The organism is Flavobacterium glucosi (genome assembly GCF_048286535.1).
GTDB lineage: Bacteria > Bacteroidota > Bacteroidia > Flavobacteriales > Flavobacteriaceae > Flavobacterium.
Window position 1 is genome coordinate 1 of record NZ_JBLVPK010000008.1, and the last position, 20,519, is coordinate 20,519.

At 35.7% G+C, this 20,519-nt stretch carries 22 protein-coding genes, 1 tRNA gene and 1 pseudogene; 13 read left to right on the forward strand and 11 right to left on the reverse strand.

Features of this window, described 5'->3' with window-relative positions:
- Positions 1 to 191: 191 nt before the first annotated feature.
- From acs to ACNQGD_RS13305, 8 genes are all read right to left on the reverse strand, one after another.
- The gene (gene acs / locus ACNQGD_RS13270; protein ID WP_417996498.1) at positions 192 to 2,099 is read right to left on the reverse strand and encodes an acetate--CoA ligase; all 1,908 of its coding nucleotides are present in this window, start codon (positions 2,097 to 2,099) and stop codon (positions 192 to 194) included.
- 15 nt (positions 2,100 to 2,114) lie between these two features.
- Positions 2,115 to 4,034 (reverse strand): acetate--CoA ligase, encoded by a 1,920-nt coding sequence (locus tag ACNQGD_RS13275; protein WP_417999691.1) that lies wholly within the window; start codon positions 4,032 to 4,034, stop codon positions 2,115 to 2,117.
- A complete protein-coding gene (locus ACNQGD_RS13280) occupies positions 4,031 to 4,393 on the reverse strand; it encodes a response regulator transcription factor (protein ID WP_417993231.1) in 363 nt (120 codons plus the stop codon). Before ACNQGD_RS13280 ends, ACNQGD_RS13275 begins: the two co-directional genes overlap by 4 nt.
- A 3-nt stretch (positions 4,394 to 4,396) precedes the next feature.
- Positions 4,397 to 7,102, reverse strand: coding sequence for an ATP-binding protein (locus ACNQGD_RS13285; protein ID WP_417999617.1), 2,706 nt, complete (start codon positions 7,100 to 7,102; stop codon positions 4,397 to 4,399).
- Positions 7,103 to 7,426: 324 nt separating this feature from the next.
- Positions 7,427 to 7,654, reverse strand: coding sequence for a DUF6814 family protein (locus ACNQGD_RS13290; protein ID WP_417996500.1), 228 nt, complete (start codon positions 7,652 to 7,654; stop codon positions 7,427 to 7,429).
- 10 nt (positions 7,655 to 7,664) lie between these two features.
- Complete coding sequence (locus ACNQGD_RS13295) at positions 7,665 to 9,200, reverse strand: MFS transporter (RefSeq protein ID WP_417999618.1); 1,536 nt, start codon at positions 9,198 to 9,200, stop codon at positions 7,665 to 7,667.
- 21 nt (positions 9,201 to 9,221) lie between these two features.
- Entirely contained in the window at positions 9,222 to 10,601 is a 1,380-nt protein-coding gene (locus ACNQGD_RS13300; protein ID WP_417999619.1) for a porin, read from the reverse strand.
- A gap of 101 nt (positions 10,602 to 10,702) precedes the next feature.
- Complete coding sequence (locus ACNQGD_RS13305; protein WP_417993226.1) at positions 10,703 to 11,122, reverse strand: IS1/IS1595 family N-terminal zinc-binding domain-containing protein; 420 nt, start codon at positions 11,120 to 11,122, stop codon at positions 10,703 to 10,705.
- 298 nt (positions 11,123 to 11,420) lie between these two features.
- Between ACNQGD_RS13305 and ACNQGD_RS13310 the strand changes: the two genes are divergently transcribed.
- From ACNQGD_RS13310 to ACNQGD_RS13345, 8 genes are all read left to right on the forward strand, one after another.
- Complete coding sequence (locus tag ACNQGD_RS13310; RefSeq protein ID WP_417999620.1) at positions 11,421 to 11,564, forward strand: hypothetical protein; 144 nt, start codon at positions 11,421 to 11,423, stop codon at positions 11,562 to 11,564.
- Positions 11,565 to 11,570: 6 nt separating this feature from the next.
- Positions 11,571 to 11,915: a molybdopterin-binding domain-containing protein gene (locus tag ACNQGD_RS13315; protein ID WP_417999621.1), complete on the forward strand. Its 345-nt coding sequence runs from the start codon at positions 11,571 to 11,573 to the stop codon at positions 11,913 to 11,915.
- Positions 11,916 to 12,302: 387 nt separating this feature from the next.
- Complete coding sequence (locus tag ACNQGD_RS13320; RefSeq protein ID WP_417996504.1) at positions 12,303 to 12,437, forward strand: NTP transferase domain-containing protein; 135 nt, start codon at positions 12,303 to 12,305, stop codon at positions 12,435 to 12,437.
- Positions 12,434 to 12,868 carry a molybdenum cofactor guanylyltransferase gene (locus tag ACNQGD_RS13325; RefSeq protein ID WP_417999622.1) on the forward strand — a complete coding sequence of 145 codons (435 nt, stop codon included), beginning with the start codon at positions 12,434 to 12,436 and terminating at the stop codon, positions 12,866 to 12,868. Before ACNQGD_RS13320 ends, ACNQGD_RS13325 begins: the two co-directional genes overlap by 4 nt.
- 2 nt (positions 12,869 to 12,870) lie before the next feature.
- Complete coding sequence (cobA, locus tag ACNQGD_RS13330; protein ID WP_417999623.1) at positions 12,871 to 13,692, forward strand: uroporphyrinogen-III C-methyltransferase; 822 nt, start codon at positions 12,871 to 12,873, stop codon at positions 13,690 to 13,692.
- A gap of 187 nt (positions 13,693 to 13,879) precedes the next feature.
- Positions 13,880 to 14,794: a bifunctional molybdenum cofactor biosynthesis protein MoaC/MoaB gene (gene moaCB, locus ACNQGD_RS13335; RefSeq protein WP_417999624.1), complete on the forward strand. Its 915-nt coding sequence runs from the start codon at positions 13,880 to 13,882 to the stop codon at positions 14,792 to 14,794.
- Positions 14,781 to 14,906, forward strand: a complete 126-nt coding sequence (locus ACNQGD_RS13340) for a hypothetical protein (protein ID WP_417999625.1) — start codon at positions 14,781 to 14,783, stop codon at positions 14,904 to 14,906. Before moaCB ends, ACNQGD_RS13340 begins: the two co-directional genes overlap by 14 nt.
- Before the next feature lie 18 nt (positions 14,907 to 14,924).
- Positions 14,925 to 15,059, forward strand: a complete 135-nt coding sequence (locus tag ACNQGD_RS13345) for a hypothetical protein (RefSeq protein WP_417999626.1) — start codon at positions 14,925 to 14,927, stop codon at positions 15,057 to 15,059.
- A gap of 55 nt (positions 15,060 to 15,114) precedes the next feature.
- Here ACNQGD_RS13345 and ACNQGD_RS13350 read toward each other — a convergent pair whose 3' ends face one another.
- The 3 genes and pseudogenes from ACNQGD_RS13350 to ACNQGD_RS13360 all read right to left on the reverse strand — a co-directional run bounded on the left by ACNQGD_RS13350 (position 15,115) and on the right by ACNQGD_RS13360 (position 16,330).
- Positions 15,115 to 15,702, reverse strand: a complete 588-nt coding sequence (locus tag ACNQGD_RS13350) for a DUF4202 domain-containing protein (RefSeq protein WP_417999627.1) — start codon at positions 15,700 to 15,702, stop codon at positions 15,115 to 15,117.
- A gap of 29 nt (positions 15,703 to 15,731) precedes the next feature.
- Positions 15,732 to 15,995: pseudogene (locus tag ACNQGD_RS13355) on the reverse strand (nitrite reductase (NAD(P)H) small subunit); the annotation flags it as partial.
- Positions 15,996 to 16,257: 262 nt separating this feature from the next.
- Positions 16,258 to 16,330 (reverse strand) — tRNA-Phe (locus tag ACNQGD_RS13360).
- 98 nt (positions 16,331 to 16,428) lie between these two features.
- On the opposite strand from ACNQGD_RS13360, the gene ACNQGD_RS13365 reads away from it, so the two are divergent.
- Genes ACNQGD_RS13365 through ACNQGD_RS13385 form a run of 5 tightly spaced genes read left to right on the forward strand, consistent with a single transcriptional unit; the run spans position 16,429 to position 20,479 of the window.
- A complete protein-coding gene (locus ACNQGD_RS13365; RefSeq protein WP_417999628.1) occupies positions 16,429 to 17,163 on the forward strand; it encodes a type III pantothenate kinase in 735 nt (244 codons plus the stop codon).
- Entirely contained in the window at positions 17,156 to 18,406 is a 1,251-nt protein-coding gene (locus tag ACNQGD_RS13370) for a BamG family beta-barrel-assembly machinery protein (protein WP_417999629.1), read from the forward strand. The genes ACNQGD_RS13365 and ACNQGD_RS13370 overlap by 8 nt, the downstream gene beginning before the upstream one ends.
- Positions 18,407 to 18,454: 48 nt before the next feature.
- On the forward strand, positions 18,455 to 19,009 hold the full coding sequence (lptC, locus tag ACNQGD_RS13375; protein ID WP_417996512.1) for an LPS export ABC transporter periplasmic protein LptC: 555 nt from the start codon (positions 18,455 to 18,457) through the stop codon (positions 19,007 to 19,009).
- A gap of 12 nt (positions 19,010 to 19,021) precedes the next feature.
- A complete protein-coding gene (locus tag ACNQGD_RS13380) occupies positions 19,022 to 19,216 on the forward strand; it encodes a hypothetical protein (protein WP_417993199.1) in 195 nt (64 codons plus the stop codon).
- A 3-nt stretch (positions 19,217 to 19,219) separates the two neighbouring features.
- Entirely contained in the window at positions 19,220 to 20,479 is a 1,260-nt protein-coding gene (locus ACNQGD_RS13385) for a hemolysin family protein (protein WP_417999630.1), read from the forward strand.
- Positions 20,480 to 20,519: the final 40 nt, after the last annotated feature.

Sequence of the window (20,519 nt, forward strand, 5' to 3'; positions counted from 1 at the left end):
ATTGACGATTTTTTAAAACTTCATTTACACAGCGAAGTTTAAATTCATAATTGTAACTGACTTTTCTTTCCATAAAAATACCCCCAGATAATGTCTAATTATTTGGGGGCAGTTCAACCAAGACAGCCTTTTTTATATAAAAAAACTGCTTCGTTTAGGAAGCAGTTTTTAACAAGAATTAAAACTAAAATCTAAATTTTTCCTTCTTTGATTTCTTCTACAATTTCAGGATTCAACAATGTTGAAATATCACCAAAATTTGAGTAATCCCCTTCGGCAATCTTACGCAAAATTCTACGCATGATTTTTCCGGAACGGGTTTTAGGCAAACCGGAAACAAACTGGATTTTATCGAGCTTGGCAATTGGTCCAATATGATCGGATATATGTTGGTTAATCTCTTTACTTAAGTTTTCTCTATCTCGATATTCTCCGGTTTCTTTGAGAATCACAAAACCGTACAAAGCATTTCCCTTAATGTCATGTGGGAAACCTACAATGGCTGATTCTGCAACTGCAGGATGCTCATTGATAGCGTCTTCTATCGGTGCAGTTCCCAAATTGTGTCCAGAAACGATAACTACGTCGTCTACACGACCAGTGATTCTGTAATATCCTACTTCGTCACGCAAAGCACCGTCGCCGGTGAAATATTTACCTGGAAAGGTAGAAAAATACGTTTCTTTATATCGTTGGTGATCGCCCCAAATCGTTCTGGCAATTCCTGGCCACGGAAATTTAATACACAAACTTCCGGTAACTTGATTGCCTTCAATTTCGTTGCGCTTTTCGTCCATCAAAACAGGTTGAATTCCTGGTAAAGGTAACGAAGCATAGGTTGGTTTTGTTGGGGTTACAAAGGCAATTGGCGATATCATAATTCCTCCGGTTTCTGTTTGCCACCACGTATCTACCACAGGACATTTTTTATCGCCTACGTGGTTGTTGTACCAGTGCCAAGCTTCCTCATTGATAGGTTCTCCCACGGATCCAATCACTTTTAAAGAGGTCAATTGGTAGCGTTGTACGTATTCGATGCTTTCTTTCGCCAAGGCTCTAATGGCTGTGGGAGCCGTGTAAAATTGGGTAATTTTGTGTTTTTCGATGGTTTGCCAAAAACGACTGAAATCAGGATATGAGGGAACACCTTCAAAAATTACTGTCGTAGCTCCATTCAATAAAGGGCCGTAAAGAATGTAGGAATGTCCGGTGATCCAGCCAATATCAGCGGTACACCAAAAAATATCATTGTCCTCATAATTAAAAACGTTCTTAAACGTATAGGCGGAATACACCATATAACCCGCTGTAGTGTGTACCATTCCTTTTGGTTTTCCTGTTGAACCGGAAGTATAAAGGATGAATAAAGGATCTTCGGCATCCATGATTTCGGCCACATTATTATTTGAAGCTTGGTCTAAAAGTGGCTGTAACCATTGGTCACGACCTTCTTTCATATTGATCTCTGAGTTGATTCTTTTGGCAACCAAAACGTTTTCCACAGAAGGACAATTCAAAAGCGCTTCATCAACGATACTTTTTAAATCGATCGTTTTGTTTCCACGATAGCCACCATCAGAAGTAATGACCATTTTACATTCGCTGTCATTGATTCTCGCCGTCACTGCTGATGCGGAAAATCCTGCAAAAACAACCGAGTGAATGGCTCCAATTCTGGCGCAAGCCAAAGTGGTAATCGCTAATTCAGGAATCATTGGTAAATAAATACAAACACGATCTCCTTTTTGTACGCCTTGTTCTTTCAATACGTTTGCCATTTTACAAACGCGCTCGTACAACTCATTATATGAAATATGCAATGCCTCTTCATTTGGATCATTCGGTTCAAAAATGATAGCCGTTTTATCTCCCTTTTTAGCAAGATGTCTGTCGATACAGTTTTTTGTAATGTTTACTTTGGCATTGGTAAACCATTTTATTTCGGCCTCAGCCATATTAAAATCCACTACTTTGTCCCATTGTTGGTACCAAGTAAAATTTTCGGAAGCAATTTTATCCCAAAATTTTCTAGGCTCGCGAATTGATTTTTTGTAATGCTTGAAGTATTCTTCTAAATTGTTAATTTTATAGTAACTCATGATTATTGATAAATTTTATACATTATAAACTCCTATTTTATTTTTTTTTAATGTTGCAATGATTTCTTCCACAATAGATTCGTCATCGATAGTTGAAGGAATCAGGAATTCTTCTCCATCTGTAATACTGCGCATTAGTTTTCGCAGGATTTTTCCCGAGCGCGTTTTTGGTAATCGCTGCACAATAACTACATTTCGTAAAGTAGCTAGTGCTCCAATTTGCTGCCGAACCAGTTTAATGGTTTCTTGTTCCAATTGATAATGCTCAATTTCGGCACCTAATTTGGTTACCACCAAAGCCAAAGGAATTTGCCCTTTCAATTCATCTTGAATTCCAATAACGGCACATTCAGCAACGGATGGATGAGAAGCAACAACTTCCTCCATTTCCGCTGTTGATAAACGATGACCTGCTACATTAATAACATCATCCGTTCTTCCGGTGATGAAAATGTAACCGTCTTTATCTTTGTAACCACCGTCACCAGAGAGATAATAACCATCAAATTTACTGAAATAACTAGCTTTAAAACGGGCTTCGTTCTCCCAAATCCCCAACATATTTCCTGGAGGTAAAGGTAGTTTTACGACAACCAAGCCTTCTTCATTTGCGTTTAATTCTTCGCCATTTTCATTAAAAATTCGAATGTCATACCCGCAAACTGCTTTTGTTGCAGAACCGGATTTCACAGGCAATTTTTCAATTCCAAGAGAATTAGCAATCATTGGCCATCCTGATTCTGTTTGCCACCAATGGTCAATTACAGGAATCGGAACGTGTTGTTGGTACCATTCTAATGTGGCATTGTCACAACGTTCGCCCGCCAAAAATTGATTTTTTAAACAACTTAAATCATATTGTTTGATAAATTCTCCGTCAGGATCTTCTTTTTTGATAGCTCTGATGGCGGTTGGAGCGGTAAACATCGTGCCTACTTTATGCTCTGAAATGATTCTCCAAAACGTACTGGCATCTGGAGTTTTTATCGGTTTCCCTTCAAAAATTATGGAGGTATTCCGATTCAATAACGGTCCGTAAAGAATGTAGCTGTGACCCACTGCCCAGCCCATATCTGAAGCTGCCCAAAAAGTCTCGTCTTCCTTTACATTATAGATGTATTTCATGGAAAATTTCAATGCCACGGCGTAACCACCGGTATCTCTTACGATTCCTTTTGGTTTACCCGTAGTTCCGGAAGTGTATAAAATATACAACGGATGATTGGAATGCAAAGGAATGCAAGGTGTTTCTTCTGAGCCGTAAACCAAGGCATCATAATCCACATCATATTTTTTAAACGGAATTCGGGCACCTAATTTTCTGTTAAAAACAATTACCTTTTTTGGTCGGTGAGACGCAAGTGCAATGGCTTCATCAACCAAAGGTTTGTAAGCAATTAAACGATCTACTTCAATCCCGGAAGAAGCGGTGATAATTACTCTGGGTTTGCAATCATCGATTCTGATAGCCAATTCATGTGGCGCAAAACCTCCAAAAACAACCGAATGAATCACGCCAATTCTCGCGCAAGCCAACATGGCAAATGCAGTTTGAGGAATCATAGGCATATAAATGATGGCAGTATCGCCTTTTTTTAATCCCAGTGATAGCATACCTCCGGCTAATTTTGCCACTTCTGTTTTTACTTCTGAATAGGTGTATTTTTTTACAGTTTGCGTTACTGGTGAGTCATAAATAAATGCGGTTTGATCGCCATATCCGTCCTGAATGTGCTTGTCTAATGCGAGATAACAAATATTCAACTCGCCATCTTTGTACCAAAGCGGATATCCATTCTCGTCTCTCGACAAAATCATTTCCGGTTTACTGTACCACTCAATTTCATCCGCTTGCGCTGCCCAAAATGCTTCCGGTTGTTCTATGCTTCTGGCATAAATTTCTTCGTATTTCATGGTGTTGAATTTGTTTCTTATTGAATTAAATCCTGTACTTGTTCTACTAATTTTTTGATTGAAAAAGGTTTGACTACATATAAATTAGCACCCAATGAAAGCCCTTTTTCAATGTCTTTTTCTTTGTTTTTTGCCGAAAGGAAAATGACTTTACAATGCTGCAGTCGTTCGTCTTTTTTTATTTGTTCCAATGTGGCAAAACCGTCAACCATGGGCATCATCACATCCAGAATAATTACATCGGGAAGTTGTTTTTTTAAAATATCCAAAGCCTCCTGACCGTCACGCGCGATGAATACTTCAAAATTGTTCTTCTTGAACGTATATTCCAATGCCATCACTATGTTTGGTTCGTCATCTACAATTAAAATTTTCTTCATTTTTTAATTATTTGCTTTTGTATTATAATTGGGTAACGTAAAGATGAAAGTGGCTCCATCAGTTACATTATTTTCACTCCAAATATTTCCTTTATGATGTTCTATAATTTGTTTGCAGATGGCCAGACCTAAGCCACTTCCTATTGGTTTTTTAATATTCTGGTTTCTGGACTGATAGAATTTGTCAAAAATCGCTTCGGCTTCTTCGGCTTTGATTAGCTTACCGTTATTGTGAATTTTTACTTCTATAGCGGTTTCCTTTTCAAGTATTGATAGGATTATTTTCCCATCTGTGTCTGAACAAAATTTTATAGCATTAGACAACAAATTATGAATCACCTGAATGATCCGCTCTTCATCATAAAAGGCTTTTATCACTTTGTTAGAATTATCGAATTCAACACTGATATTTTTGTTTTTTATTAATTGTTGTAGGGAATCTAATGTGTTTTTAATTGTTTTTGTAATGTTGTTTTTAGATAAATAAATCTTTTGTTTTCCGGTTTCAAATTTTTCTAAATCCAGAATTTTATCAATCAGACGATTCAAACGATCCGACTCCGAAATAATGTTTTGTAAAAACTGTTTTCTGAGTTCTTCTGGAATGTCATCATCGTCATGAAGAATTTCGCTGGCAGCCCGAATAGCGGTTATTGGCGTTCTCAATTCATGGGTAACAGTATCCAGAAATTCATCTTTTTGAATGTCTTTTTTTACTAATTCTAAATTGGCATTTTTTAATTGTTCGGATATTTTTTTCAATTCATTCGAAGTGTCCGTCAGTTTTTTGTTGATGATGATGTTTTCTTTGGATTCCTCCAAAATTCGCAACACTTCCGGCAAGCTGATTTTGTCTTCTTTGACTACGCTCGATATTAATATTTTGGCGGAAGCCGTACCAATATGTCCCGTCAATAAATTCTCGGCAAACTTTATAAATCGCGCATCAGCAGTGGTAATATTTCTATCAATGTTGTATTTTAAATTAAAAATAGTCAAAGCTCGTTTTGTACGATCTTCGCCCAGAAATCGCAGCAATACTTTTTGAATATCAGAGATGTATGCGGTTCCTTTCCATACAAAAGCATTTTCATGATTAGTGATGTATTTGTCAATATCCACAAACATTTCGGCATAATTTCGTTCTCTGTAATTGCCTTTAAAACTAACCGATACCGCAGAATAACTCAAGATGTTAATGAGCAAACTCCAGAAAACGGCATGCGGAATGGGGTCCAAATAATCCAACCCAAAAAGCTGAAAAGGTTTTAAAAGTTCAATTCCCCAAGGTCCTTCCTGAATAAAAAGACTGATTGATTTTGTGATTCCAATAGCGTACGGAATTAGCAACGTGTAAAAACAGGTTAAAAACCCAAGAATAATTCCGGTTACCGCACCATATTTAGAGCCTCTTTTCCAAAATATGGCTCCAAAAAATGAAGGTGCCAGTTGTGCGATAACAACAAAGGAAACCAATCCGACGGAAACCAAAGAATAATCTAAAATGAAAATTCTATAGATGGCATACGCCAAAATGATAAGAGAAAAAATACCAATTTTTCTACTGTTTACAATACGTTTGCTATTCTTTTTTTGCGAAGAATTTTCCAAAGAACCAATGAAACCGTATGGGATCAATAAATTGTTGCTCAGCATAGTGGCGAGTGATATTGAGGATACAATAATCATCGAAATGGCTGCCGAAAAGCCACCTAGAAAAACCATAACAGTCAATACGTTATTATCAAAAAGCTGAGGAATCAGCAAGGAATATGTGTCTGAATTATGACCTTTGCCTTCAAAAAGGATATTTCCGCCCCAAGCGATTGGAAATACAAAAATATTAAAAAGTAACAAATACAACGGAAAAAGCCAGATGGCTGTTCGAATATGAGTCTCCTTATTGTTTTCGACAATCGCCGTGTGAAATTGTCTTGGTAAAAGGAATATAGCAAACATCGATAAAACGCAAAGAAAAAACCAGTTGATTCCGTTTGTAATCCCGCCTATGGTGTTTTTTTTATCAAAATCTTTAAGGAGAGCCGCTTTTTGATAAATGTCATCAAATCCGTCAAAAACAAAATAGGTAACATAAATACCAACTATTAAAAAGAAAACTAACTTCAAGATGGATTCCATGGCTACGGCTGTTACTATACCGCGTCTTTTCTCGGAAGCATCTACATATTTTGTTCCATAATAAGATGCAAATAAAGCCAGCGCCATGCAAACATAAGTGGTAGTATCTGTAAAAATATTGTCACTGGATTGAGTTTTTGTTACTACATGAAAAGTTTCTGAAATCGATTTCAGCTGTAAAGAAATATAGGGCAAAATGCCAACAATGCAAATCATAGTTACCAATGCTCCCAGAAATCTACTGTTTCCGTATCGTAAAGAAATAAAATCTGCAATGCTGGAAATTTTATTTACTCTCGAAATTCGGATGATTCTTTTTAAGATAATCATCCAGGTAGGGATAATTAATATGGGCCCTAAATAAATGGGTAAATAACTCAAGCCGGATTCTGCAGCAACACCTATACTTCCGTAATACGTCCAGGCGGTACAATATACAGCTAGCGAAAAAGAATAGATGTAGGGATTATTTGTCCATTTAGAATGGCTTCTTTTTTCGGACCAATAGGCAATGTAAAAAAGAATCGACAAATAAAGCACCAATATTAATAAGAGTCCAATGCTATTCATAATATCTTTTTATGATTAGGTACGATATAGCAATTGAATACAGCCATGCCGAGAAGATATAAATGTAAATGATTGGGAATCCAAAAAGTGGTTTTGAACTGTCAAATAACAGCAAGAGTGGCACGTTCAAAGCTAATAGCATTAGCATTGAAAGGATAACCAACTTTTGTTCATGTCTCTTTTTCATAAGAAAATGCAGTTTGCTTTGCAGCGGAATGTGCTTTGATTTTTTAAAGATTCTGTATTCGAATCTGTGTTTTTGATTTAAAAAATAACCAATCTCTGCAAAAACATGCAGAGATTGGTTTTAAGTAATGCATTTAATTAATCGTTTTTTTCATCGTAATCACCCATTAAGGCATAATACCCAAAGGTTCCTAATCCTAAAACAATTAATGGGGTTAGGATGAAAAGGATTATAATCCCGAATACTAAATCCTCTTGTTTACCGGACATAAATTTGGGCAATCCAAAAGTAAAGATGCAAAAATAGGCTGCGGCAACTGCTAACGCTATCCAAACTAATCCTAAAAGTCTTTTTATTTGATTCATGTTGTGTTTTTTAAATGTGAGCGTTTTTGTCTTTGTTTTTAATGTAAACCATTCCAATCACAAAGCTGACAGCAGCTATAACAATTGGATACCAAAGTCCTTCGAGATAGAATTCCGGATTCCCGCCTTCTTTTGCATTTATAACAAAATAGGTTGAAATTGCAGGAAGCAGTCCTCCAAAAATTCCATTTCCTACGTGATACGGCAATGACATAGAAGTATATCTAATTTTCACTGGGAACATTTCTACTAAGAAAGCTGCAATAGGACCGTAAACCATAGTGACAAATAGCACTTGTACAAACACTAAAAATATCAAAGCCCAATTGTCACTGGAGTTAATTTTAATTGTTGTTTTGGTGTCTACTTTCGGTTTACCGTCTACAACCATAGCAATTCCGTTTTCTAAATGTACGGTTTTTATTTCTTGAAAAGTAGTTCCATCCACATACTCTTTATTGGTAGTATAGATAGAGTCCATCGTTTGCTTTTTGTTCTCTTTCAGCTCAGCGAGTAGCGTTGTTTTTTCTACCATTTCCGTTTTATTGGCTATCGATGTAGTTTCGTACATGCTTTTATAAATCGGTCTGTATAATATGATGGCTAGCAACATCCCGCCCATCATGATGTATTTTCTACCTACTTTATCACTTAACCAACCAAAAAGAATAAAAAATGGAGTACCAAGCATTAATGCAATTCCTAATAAAGTATCTACCTGAGAAGAATCAATAGACATTACCGTTTTCATGAAATTCATAGCATAGAATTGACCGGTGTACCAAACGACTCCTTGACCCATTGTTGCTCCAAATAAAGCCAACAAAACAAATTTCAAGTTGTAACGATTTCCAAAACTCTCTTTCAAGGGATTGGTACTGGTTTTTCCTTCTGCTTTTGCTTTAGCAAAAACAGGAGATTCATCCATATTTTTTCGAATCAAATACGAAACGCCCACCATGATGATCGATACCCAGAACGGAACTCTCCATCCCCATTCGTCAAATTGTTCCGGTGTAAGAATGTTTCTGGTCGTTAAAATTACCATCAAAGAGATGAATAGTCCAACTGTTGCAGTAGTCTGAATCCAAGAAGTCCAGTATCCTCTTTGCCCGACGGGAGCATGTTCGGCCACATAGGTTGCGGCTCCGCCATATTCACCACCCAAAGCAAGACCTTGAAGCAAACGAAGAATTAATACTAATAAAGGCGCCATGAATCCAATAGTTTCATAACTCGGGATACATCCAATCAAGAATGTGGCTCCACCCATTAATAACAACGTGACCATGAAAGTGTATTTTCGACCAATTAAATCGCCTAATCTTCCGAAGAAAAGAGCTCCAAAAGGACGAACAACGAATCCGGCTGCAAATGTTGCTAAGGTTGACAAGAATGCTGCTGTGGGATTATCTGAAGGAAAAAATTTAGTAGAAATTACAACGGCTAAACTTCCAAAGATGTAGAAATCATACCATTCGATCATTGTCCCCATTGAGGACGCGGAAATCACTTTCCAAATTCCTTTTGTTGATGTAGTGCTCATAAATTATTTTTTATGTTTAGGTTATAAATAGATTTGTAATTGTACTACGAATTCTCCTTTTGATCCGGAAATGTTAGATGGAGTAGTGTAAATAGGTCTTGTTGAATATTGTGCTGTGATTTTAGCATGCTGACCATCCAAGAAAAAATTAGTTCCAAGATCAAATTGGGTACTGGACTGATCTAAAGCGTCAAAGTTTTTGTAGGTAAAAGCGCCAAAAGGTTGCACGCGTACTTTTGGTTTGTCTGCTTTGCTAGGTAATAAAATTCCCGCTTGTGTGTACCAGATATTTCCTGATCCAATAGTAGCTTGTGCATTTCCAGGCCCTGCCATTGCTCTGTTTCCTGTGAAGTTTGGGTCAACGGAACCAATGTTCATAATGGCTACATTACGCAAATAGTTGGGTCCAAAATCATAATCGTAGAAAACACTATATCCGGTTACAGCCATTTTATTTTCTTTTTTTCCAACAGGTAAATCAAGGAAAACATCTGCTGCAAAAAGATTGATGTTGTGTTTACTAATGGTATTATTTACTGAAGATTTAGTAGCGTCAGGTGCCGTGTAAAAACCAGCGCCAATATTGAACACTTTTTTAGTTCCAAGGTAACTGCCCACTTTATAAGGAAGCACATTAGCTTCTTGCTCTAAGAATTGGTATTCAAAATAACCGGCTTTGGACCATTTTGTATTGCCACTATTGTCAACTGCTACCGCATTATCCGCTGAGGTTACATTCGTAGGAATTAAGTTGGTTGCGTATGGTTTGTTATAACTCACACGGTATTCTAATTTACCATATTTTCCTTTAGCAAATAAACCCATTTGTCTGGCAAACTGATCGGAGTTTTCAATTAACGGCCAGTTGAAGATAGGTGCGTCAATAGTCAGAAAATTTAATGTAGAGGCCATTGTTGCTCTGGATAATCCCATGTAATAATGCAATCCACCACCCAAAGTCAAGCTAAATTTTTTGTCTTTTTCAGGTAAAACTACTGCGTATTCGTTCCATGCATCATGGAAAAACAGCCCTGGTTTTTTTCCGGCTCCGTATCCACCAGTGCCTGAAGTTCCCGCTGCGCCACCATTAGTAAAGGTTTGATTGTTGATACCAAAGTGTGTTACAATCATGTATCTTTTAGATATCTGAGAGTAAGCAAGAAAACGCAAACGTCTGTTGCCAATGTCGGTTCCTGTTGTGGCTGCTTCATTTCCAATGATTGTTCCGGGGTTCATTTGGCTGGAACGAAACCATATTTGGTTCCATGCAATAAATCGCATGTATTTTGAACCATCTTCGTTCAAATTGAATTTCATTCCGCTACCATAATCAGTGGAGCCTTGTGAAAAACCTTTTAGGGACAATAAGAGTATTGCCGCTATAAAAAATATTTTTTTCATAAATAAAATTTTGGTTGTTAAATGGTTGGTTAATAAAGTACCAAATTCTATTATTTTATTCTGAAAAAAAATTTAGATATATTTATATGTAAAGAGTATAGTTAATCTTTAAATCTTTCCCATTTTATGAGCATGAATTTATCTCCAAGTTCTGTTATAATCATTCCTGCTCCGGATAATAATTCCTTCTTTTTTAAGAACTCAATGAGCTCTAAATGACTAAAAATCTTGTAAGTAGGATGATAGTTGGCGTGAGATGGTTTTTTTATGTTGAAGGTTTTTACCCAGTTGCTAACCGTGACATGTGATACGCCAAGAATGCGCTCTATTTCGCGAAAACTGAGTCCTTCCAGATACAGTTGTAAAGCCTTGGTGACATAGTAATCATCTATCTTTTTTCCTATTTTATTGACGGTAAAATAGTACTTGCATTTTTTGCATAAATACCTTTGTTTGCTGTTGATAACGCCGCTTTTTATAATTTGATTGTTTTGACATTTAGGACAGCTTAAAATCTCCATGTATATAAATTTTGCATAAATATAGTAAATTAGCAACTATCTGAAAGAGAATTGTATAATAAAATCGTTTTAAATTTATTAAAGGTGCATTTTTATTGAAAAAAAGTGTGTGTTTGATAAATTTCGCGGTTTTTAAAATTTCGAGATTGTTTAGAATCCCAAATGTGGTTTTAAATCGCTTTGTTTGCAATAGTGTCTTTTGTTTTAATTCGGTAACTCGATAGGATTAATCTTTGCTGTGAAATTTTCATAAAAAAGAATCTAAATAAGTATTTATACCTATTTTTTAAAAAATGGTATGATTCAAGTCGACAAAGCGTTATCGATTATTACAGAAAATAGTTGCAAGATGCCCATCAGAAAAATTAAAGTGGCTAAATCACTTGGTTTTATATTGGCAGAAACAATTTATTCACCAATAGATATGCCTCCTTTCCGATAATCAGCGATGGATGGTTATGCTTTTGCGAATGGTGAATTACAACAATTTGATGTGGTCAGCACGTCACAGGCCGGGGATTTTTCGAATAAAAAGATAAAGGAAAATCAGGCAATACGCATATTTATGGGAGCTTATGTTCCGGATTATTTGGACACCGTTGTGATGCAGGACCATTCTGTGTTTAAAAATAAAACGGTCGAAATTACCAAAATGCCATTTCGTTTTGCCAATATCAGAAACCGGGAAAACCTCTATTTTTTTGGAAAAAAAGACAAGAGAATTATTTTGCATTGCCGGGAAATCCAGGATCAACATTCCCGGGTTTTTATATTTACGTTCATCCGGCGCTAAAAATAAGGATGGGTTTTGGATCCATTTATTTGCCAAAAATTAAAAAAAATTACTGTTCCGTTTGAAAACACAACCGGAAAATCATTGTTTTGAAAGGATTGTATGGCGATGAAAAAGGCACGATATTAGAAAGTCAAAGTTCAGCATTGTTGAATACTTTTGCAACAGCAAATGCTTTATTTTTTTGCCTTATGATGTGATGGATATTGAAAAAAATCAGGAAGTGATGATTTTTCCAATTGATTGAAAGATTAAAGAATGTAGTTAGAAGCAAGAAATAAGAGAAAAGATAAAACTAAATTTAAGATTGATTTTTTAGTTTTAAAGTCAGTATTATAATCTCGATTCTTGTATCTAACTTCTTTTCATCTCTTTAAAAATAAAAAAATGAAAGTATCAATTCTTTTTGGAGGGAAAAGCAGCCGAATGCAGTCGGAGAAAGGCTTGGTGTTGTACCAAAACAAACCTTTTATCGAGCAATTATTGAAACTGTTTTGCCACTATCAAGTAACATATAATTGATTACCAATACAAACGATTGCGATTGTTTAGCATACAAGAAAATAAAAGATATAGTTGTTGATAAAGGACCTTTGGGCGGTATATATACGGCACTGGTTCATTCAGAAACGGAGAGGAATTTGATAATGAGTTGCGACATTTCATTGATTCCTACCGAAATACTATTGAAACTGATTAAAAAGCATGGTACAAATTTTGATGTTTCTGTTTTTGAAGATATGCATCGAATTCATCCTTTGATAGGAATGTATTCTACAACTATACTGCCTGTTTTAAAAAAGGCAATTGATGCTACTGATTTGCAATTGATGCACTTCATTTCAAATGTAAAACATCAATTGATTCCGATTACGGATGCCAAAAGACACATGTTTAAAAATATAAATTCTGTTGCCGAGTTAAACGAATTGAATACCAATTTATCTAATTAAAAATGAAAAGTTCAAATACACCAAAATTGACAATCGTAGGAGCAGGTCCCGGAGATATAGAGTTGATTACTTTAAAAGCAATCAAAGCGCTGGAAAGTGCCGATGTAGTTTTGTATGATGCGCTTGTAAATGAAGAATTACTACAGTATGCGACCCATGCAGAAATCATTTTTGTGGGGAAACGTTTTGGTTGTCATGCCTACAGTCAAGATCAAATTAATGAATTGATTGTGTCGATGGCAAAACGTTTTGGTAATGTTGTTCGATTGAAAGGCGGTGATCCATTCGTTTTTGGAAGAGGAAGTGAAGAAATTGAATATGTTGAAAAATTTAATTTGGAAACCGCGATTGTTCCCGGAATTTCATCAGCTTTGGGAGTGCCGGCGTCCAATGGAATCAGTTTGACACAACGAAAAATTGCCGAAAGTTTCTGGGTGATTACTGGAACTACATCGGATCATAAATTGTCTAAAGATGTGGCTTTGGCTTCTAAATCATCAGCAACCGTGGTGATATTGATGGGAATGAATAAATTGGATGAAATCATTTCGATTTATAAAAACAATAGAACTGATGATTTGCCAGTTGCCATCATTCAAAATGGAACAAAGGACACTCAGAAAAAAGTGGTGGGAACCATAAGTTCTATAACGAAATTAGTCGAAGAGCAGCAACTTTCCTCTCCGGCAATTATTGTCATTGGTGAAGTGGTGCGAGATGCTTCAAAATTAACGACTTATTTTCAGGAGAAGAATTTAGAAGATGTGCCTATTTTTGGTAAAGAAATAGTTGAAAACAGTACTTTTACTGAGAAGAAAAAATAGTTTGTAGTCGAAATACGATAAAGTAACTGAGTCGAAGGTCTTAAAGTCCGTTTTCGATAGCGATTATCTTTAATGATTGGCTTAAACATTTTAAAGTACAAAAAAATTAAAAAGGAGCTCGTAGTTTCTATAATTAGTCGTTATCAGATACAACCTGCAACTTTAAACTTTAAACATTTTAAAAAAAATGGTTGATATTACACATAAAATAAGTACGCTCCGTACCGCAACAGCAAAGGCAACAGTAATTGTGAGTCTTCAGGCTACAATTGATGCCGTTGTAAATAATCTGGTTCCAAAAGGAAATGTACTGGAAATGGCCAAAACGGCCGGTCTATTTGCGGTGAAAAACACGCATTTATCGATTCCGGATTGTCATCCGATTCCAATTGAATTTACATCGGTGGAATATGAAATCAACGAATTAAGCATTGACATTATTTTCAACGTGAAAACGGTTTACAAAACCGGAGTTGAGGTAGAAGCCATGCACGGTGCTTCGATTGTGGCACTTACGATGTATGACATGCTGAAACCAATTGACAAAAACATCGAGATTTCGACCATTAAATTAATCAGTAAAGAAGGCGGGAAATCGTCTTTCAAAAATAAATTTCCAGACGCCATTACAGCGGCGGTTTTTGTTTGTTCAGATTCTATTTTCGCGGGGGATAAGCAAGATCGTTCGGGTAAAATCATTGTCGAAAAACTGGAAGTTTGCGGAGTCGAAACGACGCATTACGAAATCATACCGGATGAAATGGATGTGATTCAAGAGCGAACTAAAGCTTTCGCAAAAGAAAATCAATTGATTGTTTTTACCGGAGGAACCGGGCTTTCGCCAAGAGACGTCACACCGCAAGCACTGGAACCTTTATTAGAAACCAGAATTTCGGGAATTGAGGAAGCCATACGCAATTATGGGCAACAACGGATGCCGTATTCGATGCTTTCCAGAACAGTCGCGGGAACTTTAGGAAATTCGTTGGTATTGGCTTTGCCAGGTTCGACCAATGGCGCAAAGGAATCCATGGATGCCATATTTCCTCATGTGCTGCATGTTTTTCATATATTAAAAGGGAATAATCATGACGCCAAATAACGCTGTTTTAACGGATGATTTTGGACGTAAACACAACTATTTGCGTATTTCCTTAATTGAGAAATGCAATTTGCGTTGTACCTATTGCATGCCAGCCGATGGAATTGTATGAAGTCCAAAAGCGAGCTTGATGCCAGCTGACGAAATTCACGCCATCGCCCAAACATTCGTCAATAATGGTGTTGACAAAATAAGATTGAACGGCGGAGAACTGCTATTAAGAAAAGATTTTCCTGAAATTACAGCCAAACTGGGGTCACTTTAAACAGAGATTTCCAGTCTGTGGATGTTGCCGCTTTGTTTTTCATAAAGAAATCGAATTACAATCCAAGAGCCTCTTTTATCAGTTGAAAGTTTGTTGTGCTGAAGTTGATTTTTAGGGCTTCCTGATGTCCTTTTTCAGACATCTTGTTCCAAGTTTTCAGAATGATGTTTTTCAGTTTTTCCCTGTCGTGTTTGTGCACAAATGGGTCTAAATAATATTCCAGAAATACGAGACAAATTACATCTTCGAGGAGTTGCGTTTCGGCATCTTTTTTGAGTAATTTTTTTTCGATTAAAAAAGAAACCCGAGCGATAAATTCTTCGGAATATCCTGCTTTTGCTAAAATTGCAGCCGTAGTTTCAGCATGGAATTTTTTCAAATCTTCGCGCCATTTCAAATAGCCCACACGATCCATGGGATAGGATTCTCTGGCTACTTTCCATCGGCAGATGTGTTGTGCCTTGGATGCAATCTGAACAACTTCGGAAGCATTTGGATGAAAATTCATCAGTCTTTCATACATTCGATTCGAATATAATAATTCTTTTGGATAAGTTGTAGCTTGGTATATTTCGTAATTTGGATCTTGTGCGTTTTCTGCATCGATCCATGCGCTGGCTTCTTGGAAGGGAGTTGTTGTCATTTGAAAAGTTAAAAATCAAAGATACATAATTATTCCAAAAAGCCTACGAAGACCTCGTTTTCAACAATTTTTACCGGATAGGTGGCAATTTTTAACTCATCTCCATTCAAATCATCTCCATCTACAAGAGAGAATGTTTTCTTGTGCATTGGACACGCAATTTTCGGGATATTATCTGCGGATCTTGTCATTGCTCTAGATAAGACCATTTCCATTTTGTGGAGACACGCATTTTGACATTTGTACCATTCATTTCTTCTTTTGAAGTTAAAAACGGCAATTGGTTTGTTTTTAGGGAAATTTATGGTTTAGAATTATGAATTCTATTTTTTATTTATGACTGTCCGCTTTGCGTACTACGATTGTTTTTATGCCACAGATTTAAAAGATTTTCATGGATTTCCTTAATAAATCGAATTCACTTTTCTCTAATCTGTGGAAATTTTTTAAATCTGTAGCTAAATAAAGGGGAGAAGCAGATGTGACAGTTTGAAGAAGAGTCTTGTTGGGAATTGCTTAAAAACAAAAAACCCGAATATTTCTATTCGGGTTTCGTGGTACCTCCAGGGATCGAACCAGGGACACATGGATTTTCAGTCCATTGCTCTACCATCTGAGCTAAGGTACCTCGCTATTGCGGGTGCAAATATAGAATGATTTTTAGTTTATCCAAAACATTTTTTAAAAAAAATCAATTCGTACCTTCGCAACATCAAAAACCATATTATGATTTTAGTTGTCGATGTTGGAAATACCAGAATTAAAGCAGCTGTCTTTGAGGGTGCTACCCTTTTTGAACTTTTTGTTTTTTCTAAAATAGAACTTCAAAAAAATATTGAAAATATTTTAAAAAATTCAAAAAAAATAACTGATTTGGTCGTTTCGTCTGTTGGAGCTGTCGAAAAACAGTCTTTTTTAGTCTTTAATAAAGTGCTGAATGTTCATTTTCTGTCTCCTGAAGATTCTTTTCCGTTCCATAATTGTTATGCGACTCCTAAAACCTTGGGCGTTGACCGCATGGTTCTTGCGGCAGGAGCAACGCTTCGGTTTCCGAATCAGAATCGATTGGTTATTGATGCAGGAACGTGTGTTACGTATGATTTTATTGATGAGAAAGATAATTATTTGGGCGGAGCCATCGCGCCAGGATTGCGATTGCGCTACGAAGCGTTGCATAATTTTACGGCCAAACTTCCTTTGTTATCATTAGAAAGTCCAAAAGATTTCATTGGAACATCCACTTCTGAATCGATTCATTCTGGGGTGGTTAACGGTTTCGTATATGAGATTAACGGTTTCATCGATGAATATAAGGCAAGATATTCAAATTTTATAATAATTTTAACTGGTGGTGACACAGATTTTTTGGCTAAACGATTAAAAAATACCATATTTGCCAATTCAAATTTTCTTCTGGAAAGTTTGAATCAAACATTTCAATATAAAATCAAAAATGATTAAAAAAATTATAATAAGCGCATGTTTGCTTTTATCATTAGTGTCTTTTGCTCAAGAAGGAACTTCCTCTCCCTATTCTTTTTACGGAATAGGGGATGTAAGATTCAAAGGAACGCTTGAAAACCGCTCGATGGCAGGGGTAGTTGTTGAGCAGGATAGTATACACATGAACTTGCAAAATCCAGCCAGTTATGCAAATCTTAAATGGACTACTTTTACTTTAGGAGGAACGTACGGGACTACCACTTTAAAAAACAATACTGAATCAGCGAATGCCAGAAGAACTACTCTGGATTATCTTGCAGTTGGTTTGCCTTTGGGTAAGTTTGGATTGGGTTTTGGATTGATTCCGTATTCTTCTGTTGGGTATAAAATTGAATCTATTTCAGAAAGTGCAACAGAAAACAACAAGCGTTTTAACGGCACAGGTGGTTTGAATAAAGCTTTTTTGGGTGTAGGATATAAAATTGCGCCTAATTTTAGTGTGGGTGCCGATGTGAATTATAATTTTGGAAAAATTGAAACCAATAGCCTTGAATTTATTACTGGAGTTCCTATTGGGACACGTGAATTGAATTCAGCAGATTTATCTGGCGTAAATTTTAATCTTGGAATGATGTACCAAACCAAGATTTCCAAAAAAATATCTGTTTTTAGTAGTTTGACTTATTCATTGGAGAGTAGTTTGACATCTAAAAACACGAGAAATATTTCGACCGTAATCTATAATTCAAATTATGATTTAGCTGTTGTTGATGCTCTTGATGAGATGAAAACACAGGCAAGAATGACAATGCCAAGTAAGATATCATTAAGTGGAGGAATTGGAGAAGCTAGGAAATGGCTTGTTGGCGGTAAGATTTCATACGGTAAAACTTCGGGTCAGGCAAATGATTATAATGATGCAGCTAATGTGGGTTATGGAAAATATGGTAACGTGAGTTTAGGAGGGTATTATGTCCCTAATTACAATTCGTTTACAAGTTATACAAAAAGAATTGTTTACAGAGCAGGTGTTAAATATGAAAAAACAGGGTTGGTTATCAACTCAGAATCTATAAACGATATGGGATTAACTTTTGGTTTAGGGCTCCCGATAACAGGTAGTTTCTCAAATGTAAATTTTGGTTTCGAAATAGGAAAAAAAGGAACTACAAAAGCAAATCTTGTTCAGGAGAACTATGCCAATTTAAGTGTGAGTTTTTCGCTTAATGATCAATGGTTTGTAAAACGAAAATTCAACTAATAACAAGAATTGGTACTATTGCCAAATATCTTGGTCAAGTTCAGCCGTATGACTTTAGTCAAAAAACAGTATCTTAAATCAGTTGTCACAGTTTTTGCTGTGACGCTATTTTTTGGTTGCGAAAGCAATTTTAAGGAAATTCAGAAGATTAATTTTTCGGAATTTATTCCTAATAGTGACGCGGATATGGTGAATTTAAAATACACTGATTCGGGACGAATTACGGCAATTTTGGTTAGTTCTAAAATGTTGGATTATTCCAGTGTTGATTTTCCTTTTACGGAATTTCCAAAAGGAATTGATGTTACTTTATTCGATAAAAAAGCGAAGAAAACATTTATCAAATCCAATTATGCTATTTCTTACAAAGGCACAAGTATCATTGATTTACAAGGGAAAGTGAGGATTTTTACGGAAGATGGTCAGACCTTAGAAACGGAGCAATTGTATTTTGATCAAAAAAATGAATGGTTTTTTACCGAAAGAAGATTTAAATTATCAGATCCAAAAGGAACTTCAAATGGACAAGGAATCGATTTTAGTAAAGATTTTAAAGTGATTAATTCTCAAAAAATAACGGGCGAAATAGAATCAGCCGATTAATACAAATACATTATGAATTACCTAAAATACACACAATACGTTTATCTTGTTTTTGGCGCCTATTTCATTTATGATGGGGTCACTAAATTGAATGATCCTGAAGGAACGTTTTGGCTGAGTTTCATGATTGCAGGATTGGCTGTTTTTATGTTTTTCTTCAGAAGAAAATTTGCCAAAAAATTTGATGATCGCAACAAAAAATCCTAATCAATGGAAGTTAGTATTATCATATTGTGTCTAATACTAAGTGCTTTTTTCTCAGGAATGGAGATAGCCTTTGTCTCTTCAAATAAAATTTATCTTGAAATTGAAAAAAAACAAGATAATTTCGTTTCAAAAATACTTACAAAGCTTACTGAAAAACCCACCCATTTTATTGTAACCATGTTAATTGGGAACACTATAGCGATGGTGGTCTATGGTTTTTTTATGGGAAAATTGTTGCTGCGCTGCTTTGCTGCTTTGGGATATCATTTATCAGATTGGTTCAGTTTAGTGCTTCAAATTCTGGTTTCGACACTAGTGATATTAATTACTGCCGAGTTTCTTCCTAAAGTTTTTTTTCAAATTTATGCGAACTCCTTAATTAAGATTTTTGCAGTTCCGGCTTATGTTTTTTATAAATTTTTCTATTTTATTTCAACCTTTTTTATTGGGATTTCCGATTTTATTTTGAAGAAATTCTTCAAAACCGAAGGAGATACAATTCAGTTGTATTTCAGTAAAATAGAACTTGGGAATTACATTACAGAACAAATGAGCACTGTTGAGGATAACGAAATGGTAGATTCTGAAATACAAATGTTTCAAAATGCCTTAGAATTTTCTGGTGTGAAAGCCAGAGATGTGATGAGTCCCAGAACCGAAATTATTGCAGTTGATGTATTCGATTCTATAGAAGATCTAAAACAATTATTTATAGAAACAGGCTATTCTAAAATAGTGGTGTATCAAAATTCTCTGGATGACATCATTGGTTATGTTCATTCCTTTGATTTGTTTAAAAAACCAAATAACATTAAGCAAATTGTAATTCCGGTTGAGTTTGTTCCGGAAACAATATTCATAAAAGACGCTATGAATTTGCTGACTAAAAAGCGGAAAAGTGTAGCGGTAGTATTAGATGAGTATGGAGGAACTTCGGGAATTATTACCATAGAAGATATTGTAGAAGAGCTTTTTGGAGAAATTGAAGACGAACACGATTCAGACGAAGAATTGATCGAAAAAGAGTTAGGAGACGGAGTCTTTATTTTTTCAACTCGATTTGATGTCCAATATTTAAATGACTCCTATAAATTGGCTATTCCTGAAAGTGATTCTTACGGAACACTAGGTGGTTTTATAGTCGATTTTACAAAAGAAATTCCTCAAAAAGGGGAGGCAATTACGATAGGCAGCTATCATTTTATAATTGAAGAAGCCACAAATAAGAAAATAGAATTAGTAAAAATGACCGTACAAGAGTGATTTTTTTTAGGAAAATGAAATTTCTTGCAAAATAAAACGC

Bases quoted from the DNA above. Each gene is read 5' to 3' on its own strand.
- ACNQGD_RS13295 (WP_417999618.1), bottom strand. From the start codon at position 9,200: ATGAGCACTACATCAACAAAAGGAATTTGGAAAGTGATTTCCGCGTCC.
- ACNQGD_RS13310 (WP_417999620.1), top strand. From the start codon at position 11,421: ATGATTCAAGTCGACAAAGCGTTATCGATTATTACAGAAAATAGTTGC.
- ACNQGD_RS13285 (WP_417999617.1), bottom strand. From the start codon at position 7,102: ATGAATAGCATTGGACTCTTATTAATATTGGTGCTTTATTTGTCGATT.
- ACNQGD_RS13370 (WP_417999629.1), top strand. From the start codon at position 17,156: ATGATTAAAAAAATTATAATAAGCGCATGTTTGCTTTTATCATTAGTG.
- ACNQGD_RS13290 (WP_417996500.1), bottom strand. From the start codon at position 7,654: ATGAATCAAATAAAAAGACTTTTAGGATTAGTTTGGATAGCGTTAGCA.
- ACNQGD_RS13320 (WP_417996504.1), top strand. From the start codon at position 12,303: ATGAAAGTATCAATTCTTTTTGGAGGGAAAAGCAGCCGAATGCAGTCG.
- cobA (WP_417999623.1), top strand. From the start codon at position 12,871: ATGAAAAGTTCAAATACACCAAAATTGACAATCGTAGGAGCAGGTCCC.
- ACNQGD_RS13340 (WP_417999625.1), top strand. From the start codon at position 14,781: ATGACGCCAAATAACGCTGTTTTAACGGATGATTTTGGACGTAAACAC.
- ACNQGD_RS13350 (WP_417999627.1), bottom strand. From the start codon at position 15,702: ATGACAACAACTCCCTTCCAAGAAGCCAGCGCATGGATCGATGCAGAA.
- ACNQGD_RS13380 (WP_417993199.1), top strand. From the start codon at position 19,022: ATGAATTACCTAAAATACACACAATACGTTTATCTTGTTTTTGGCGCC.
- ACNQGD_RS13315 (WP_417999621.1), top strand. From the start codon at position 11,571: ATGGATGGTTATGCTTTTGCGAATGGTGAATTACAACAATTTGATGTG.
- ACNQGD_RS13345 (WP_417999626.1), top strand. From the start codon at position 14,925: ATGCCAGCTGACGAAATTCACGCCATCGCCCAAACATTCGTCAATAAT.
- ACNQGD_RS13280 (WP_417993231.1), bottom strand. From the start codon at position 4,393: ATGAAGAAAATTTTAATTGTAGATGACGAACCAAACATAGTGATGGCA.
- ACNQGD_RS13365 (WP_417999628.1), top strand. From the start codon at position 16,429: ATGATTTTAGTTGTCGATGTTGGAAATACCAGAATTAAAGCAGCTGTC.
- ACNQGD_RS13305 (WP_417993226.1), bottom strand. From the start codon at position 11,122: ATGGAGATTTTAAGCTGTCCTAAATGTCAAAACAATCAAATTATAAAA.
- acs (WP_417996498.1), bottom strand. From the start codon at position 2,099: ATGAGTTACTATAAAATTAACAATTTAGAAGAATACTTCAAGCATTAC.
- lptC (WP_417996512.1), top strand. From the start codon at position 18,455: ATGACTTTAGTCAAAAAACAGTATCTTAAATCAGTTGTCACAGTTTTT.
- ACNQGD_RS13385 (WP_417999630.1), top strand. From the start codon at position 19,220: ATGGAAGTTAGTATTATCATATTGTGTCTAATACTAAGTGCTTTTTTC.
- moaCB (WP_417999624.1), top strand. From the start codon at position 13,880: ATGGTTGATATTACACATAAAATAAGTACGCTCCGTACCGCAACAGCA.
- ACNQGD_RS13300 (WP_417999619.1), bottom strand. From the start codon at position 10,601: ATGAAAAAAATATTTTTTATAGCGGCAATACTCTTATTGTCCCTAAAA.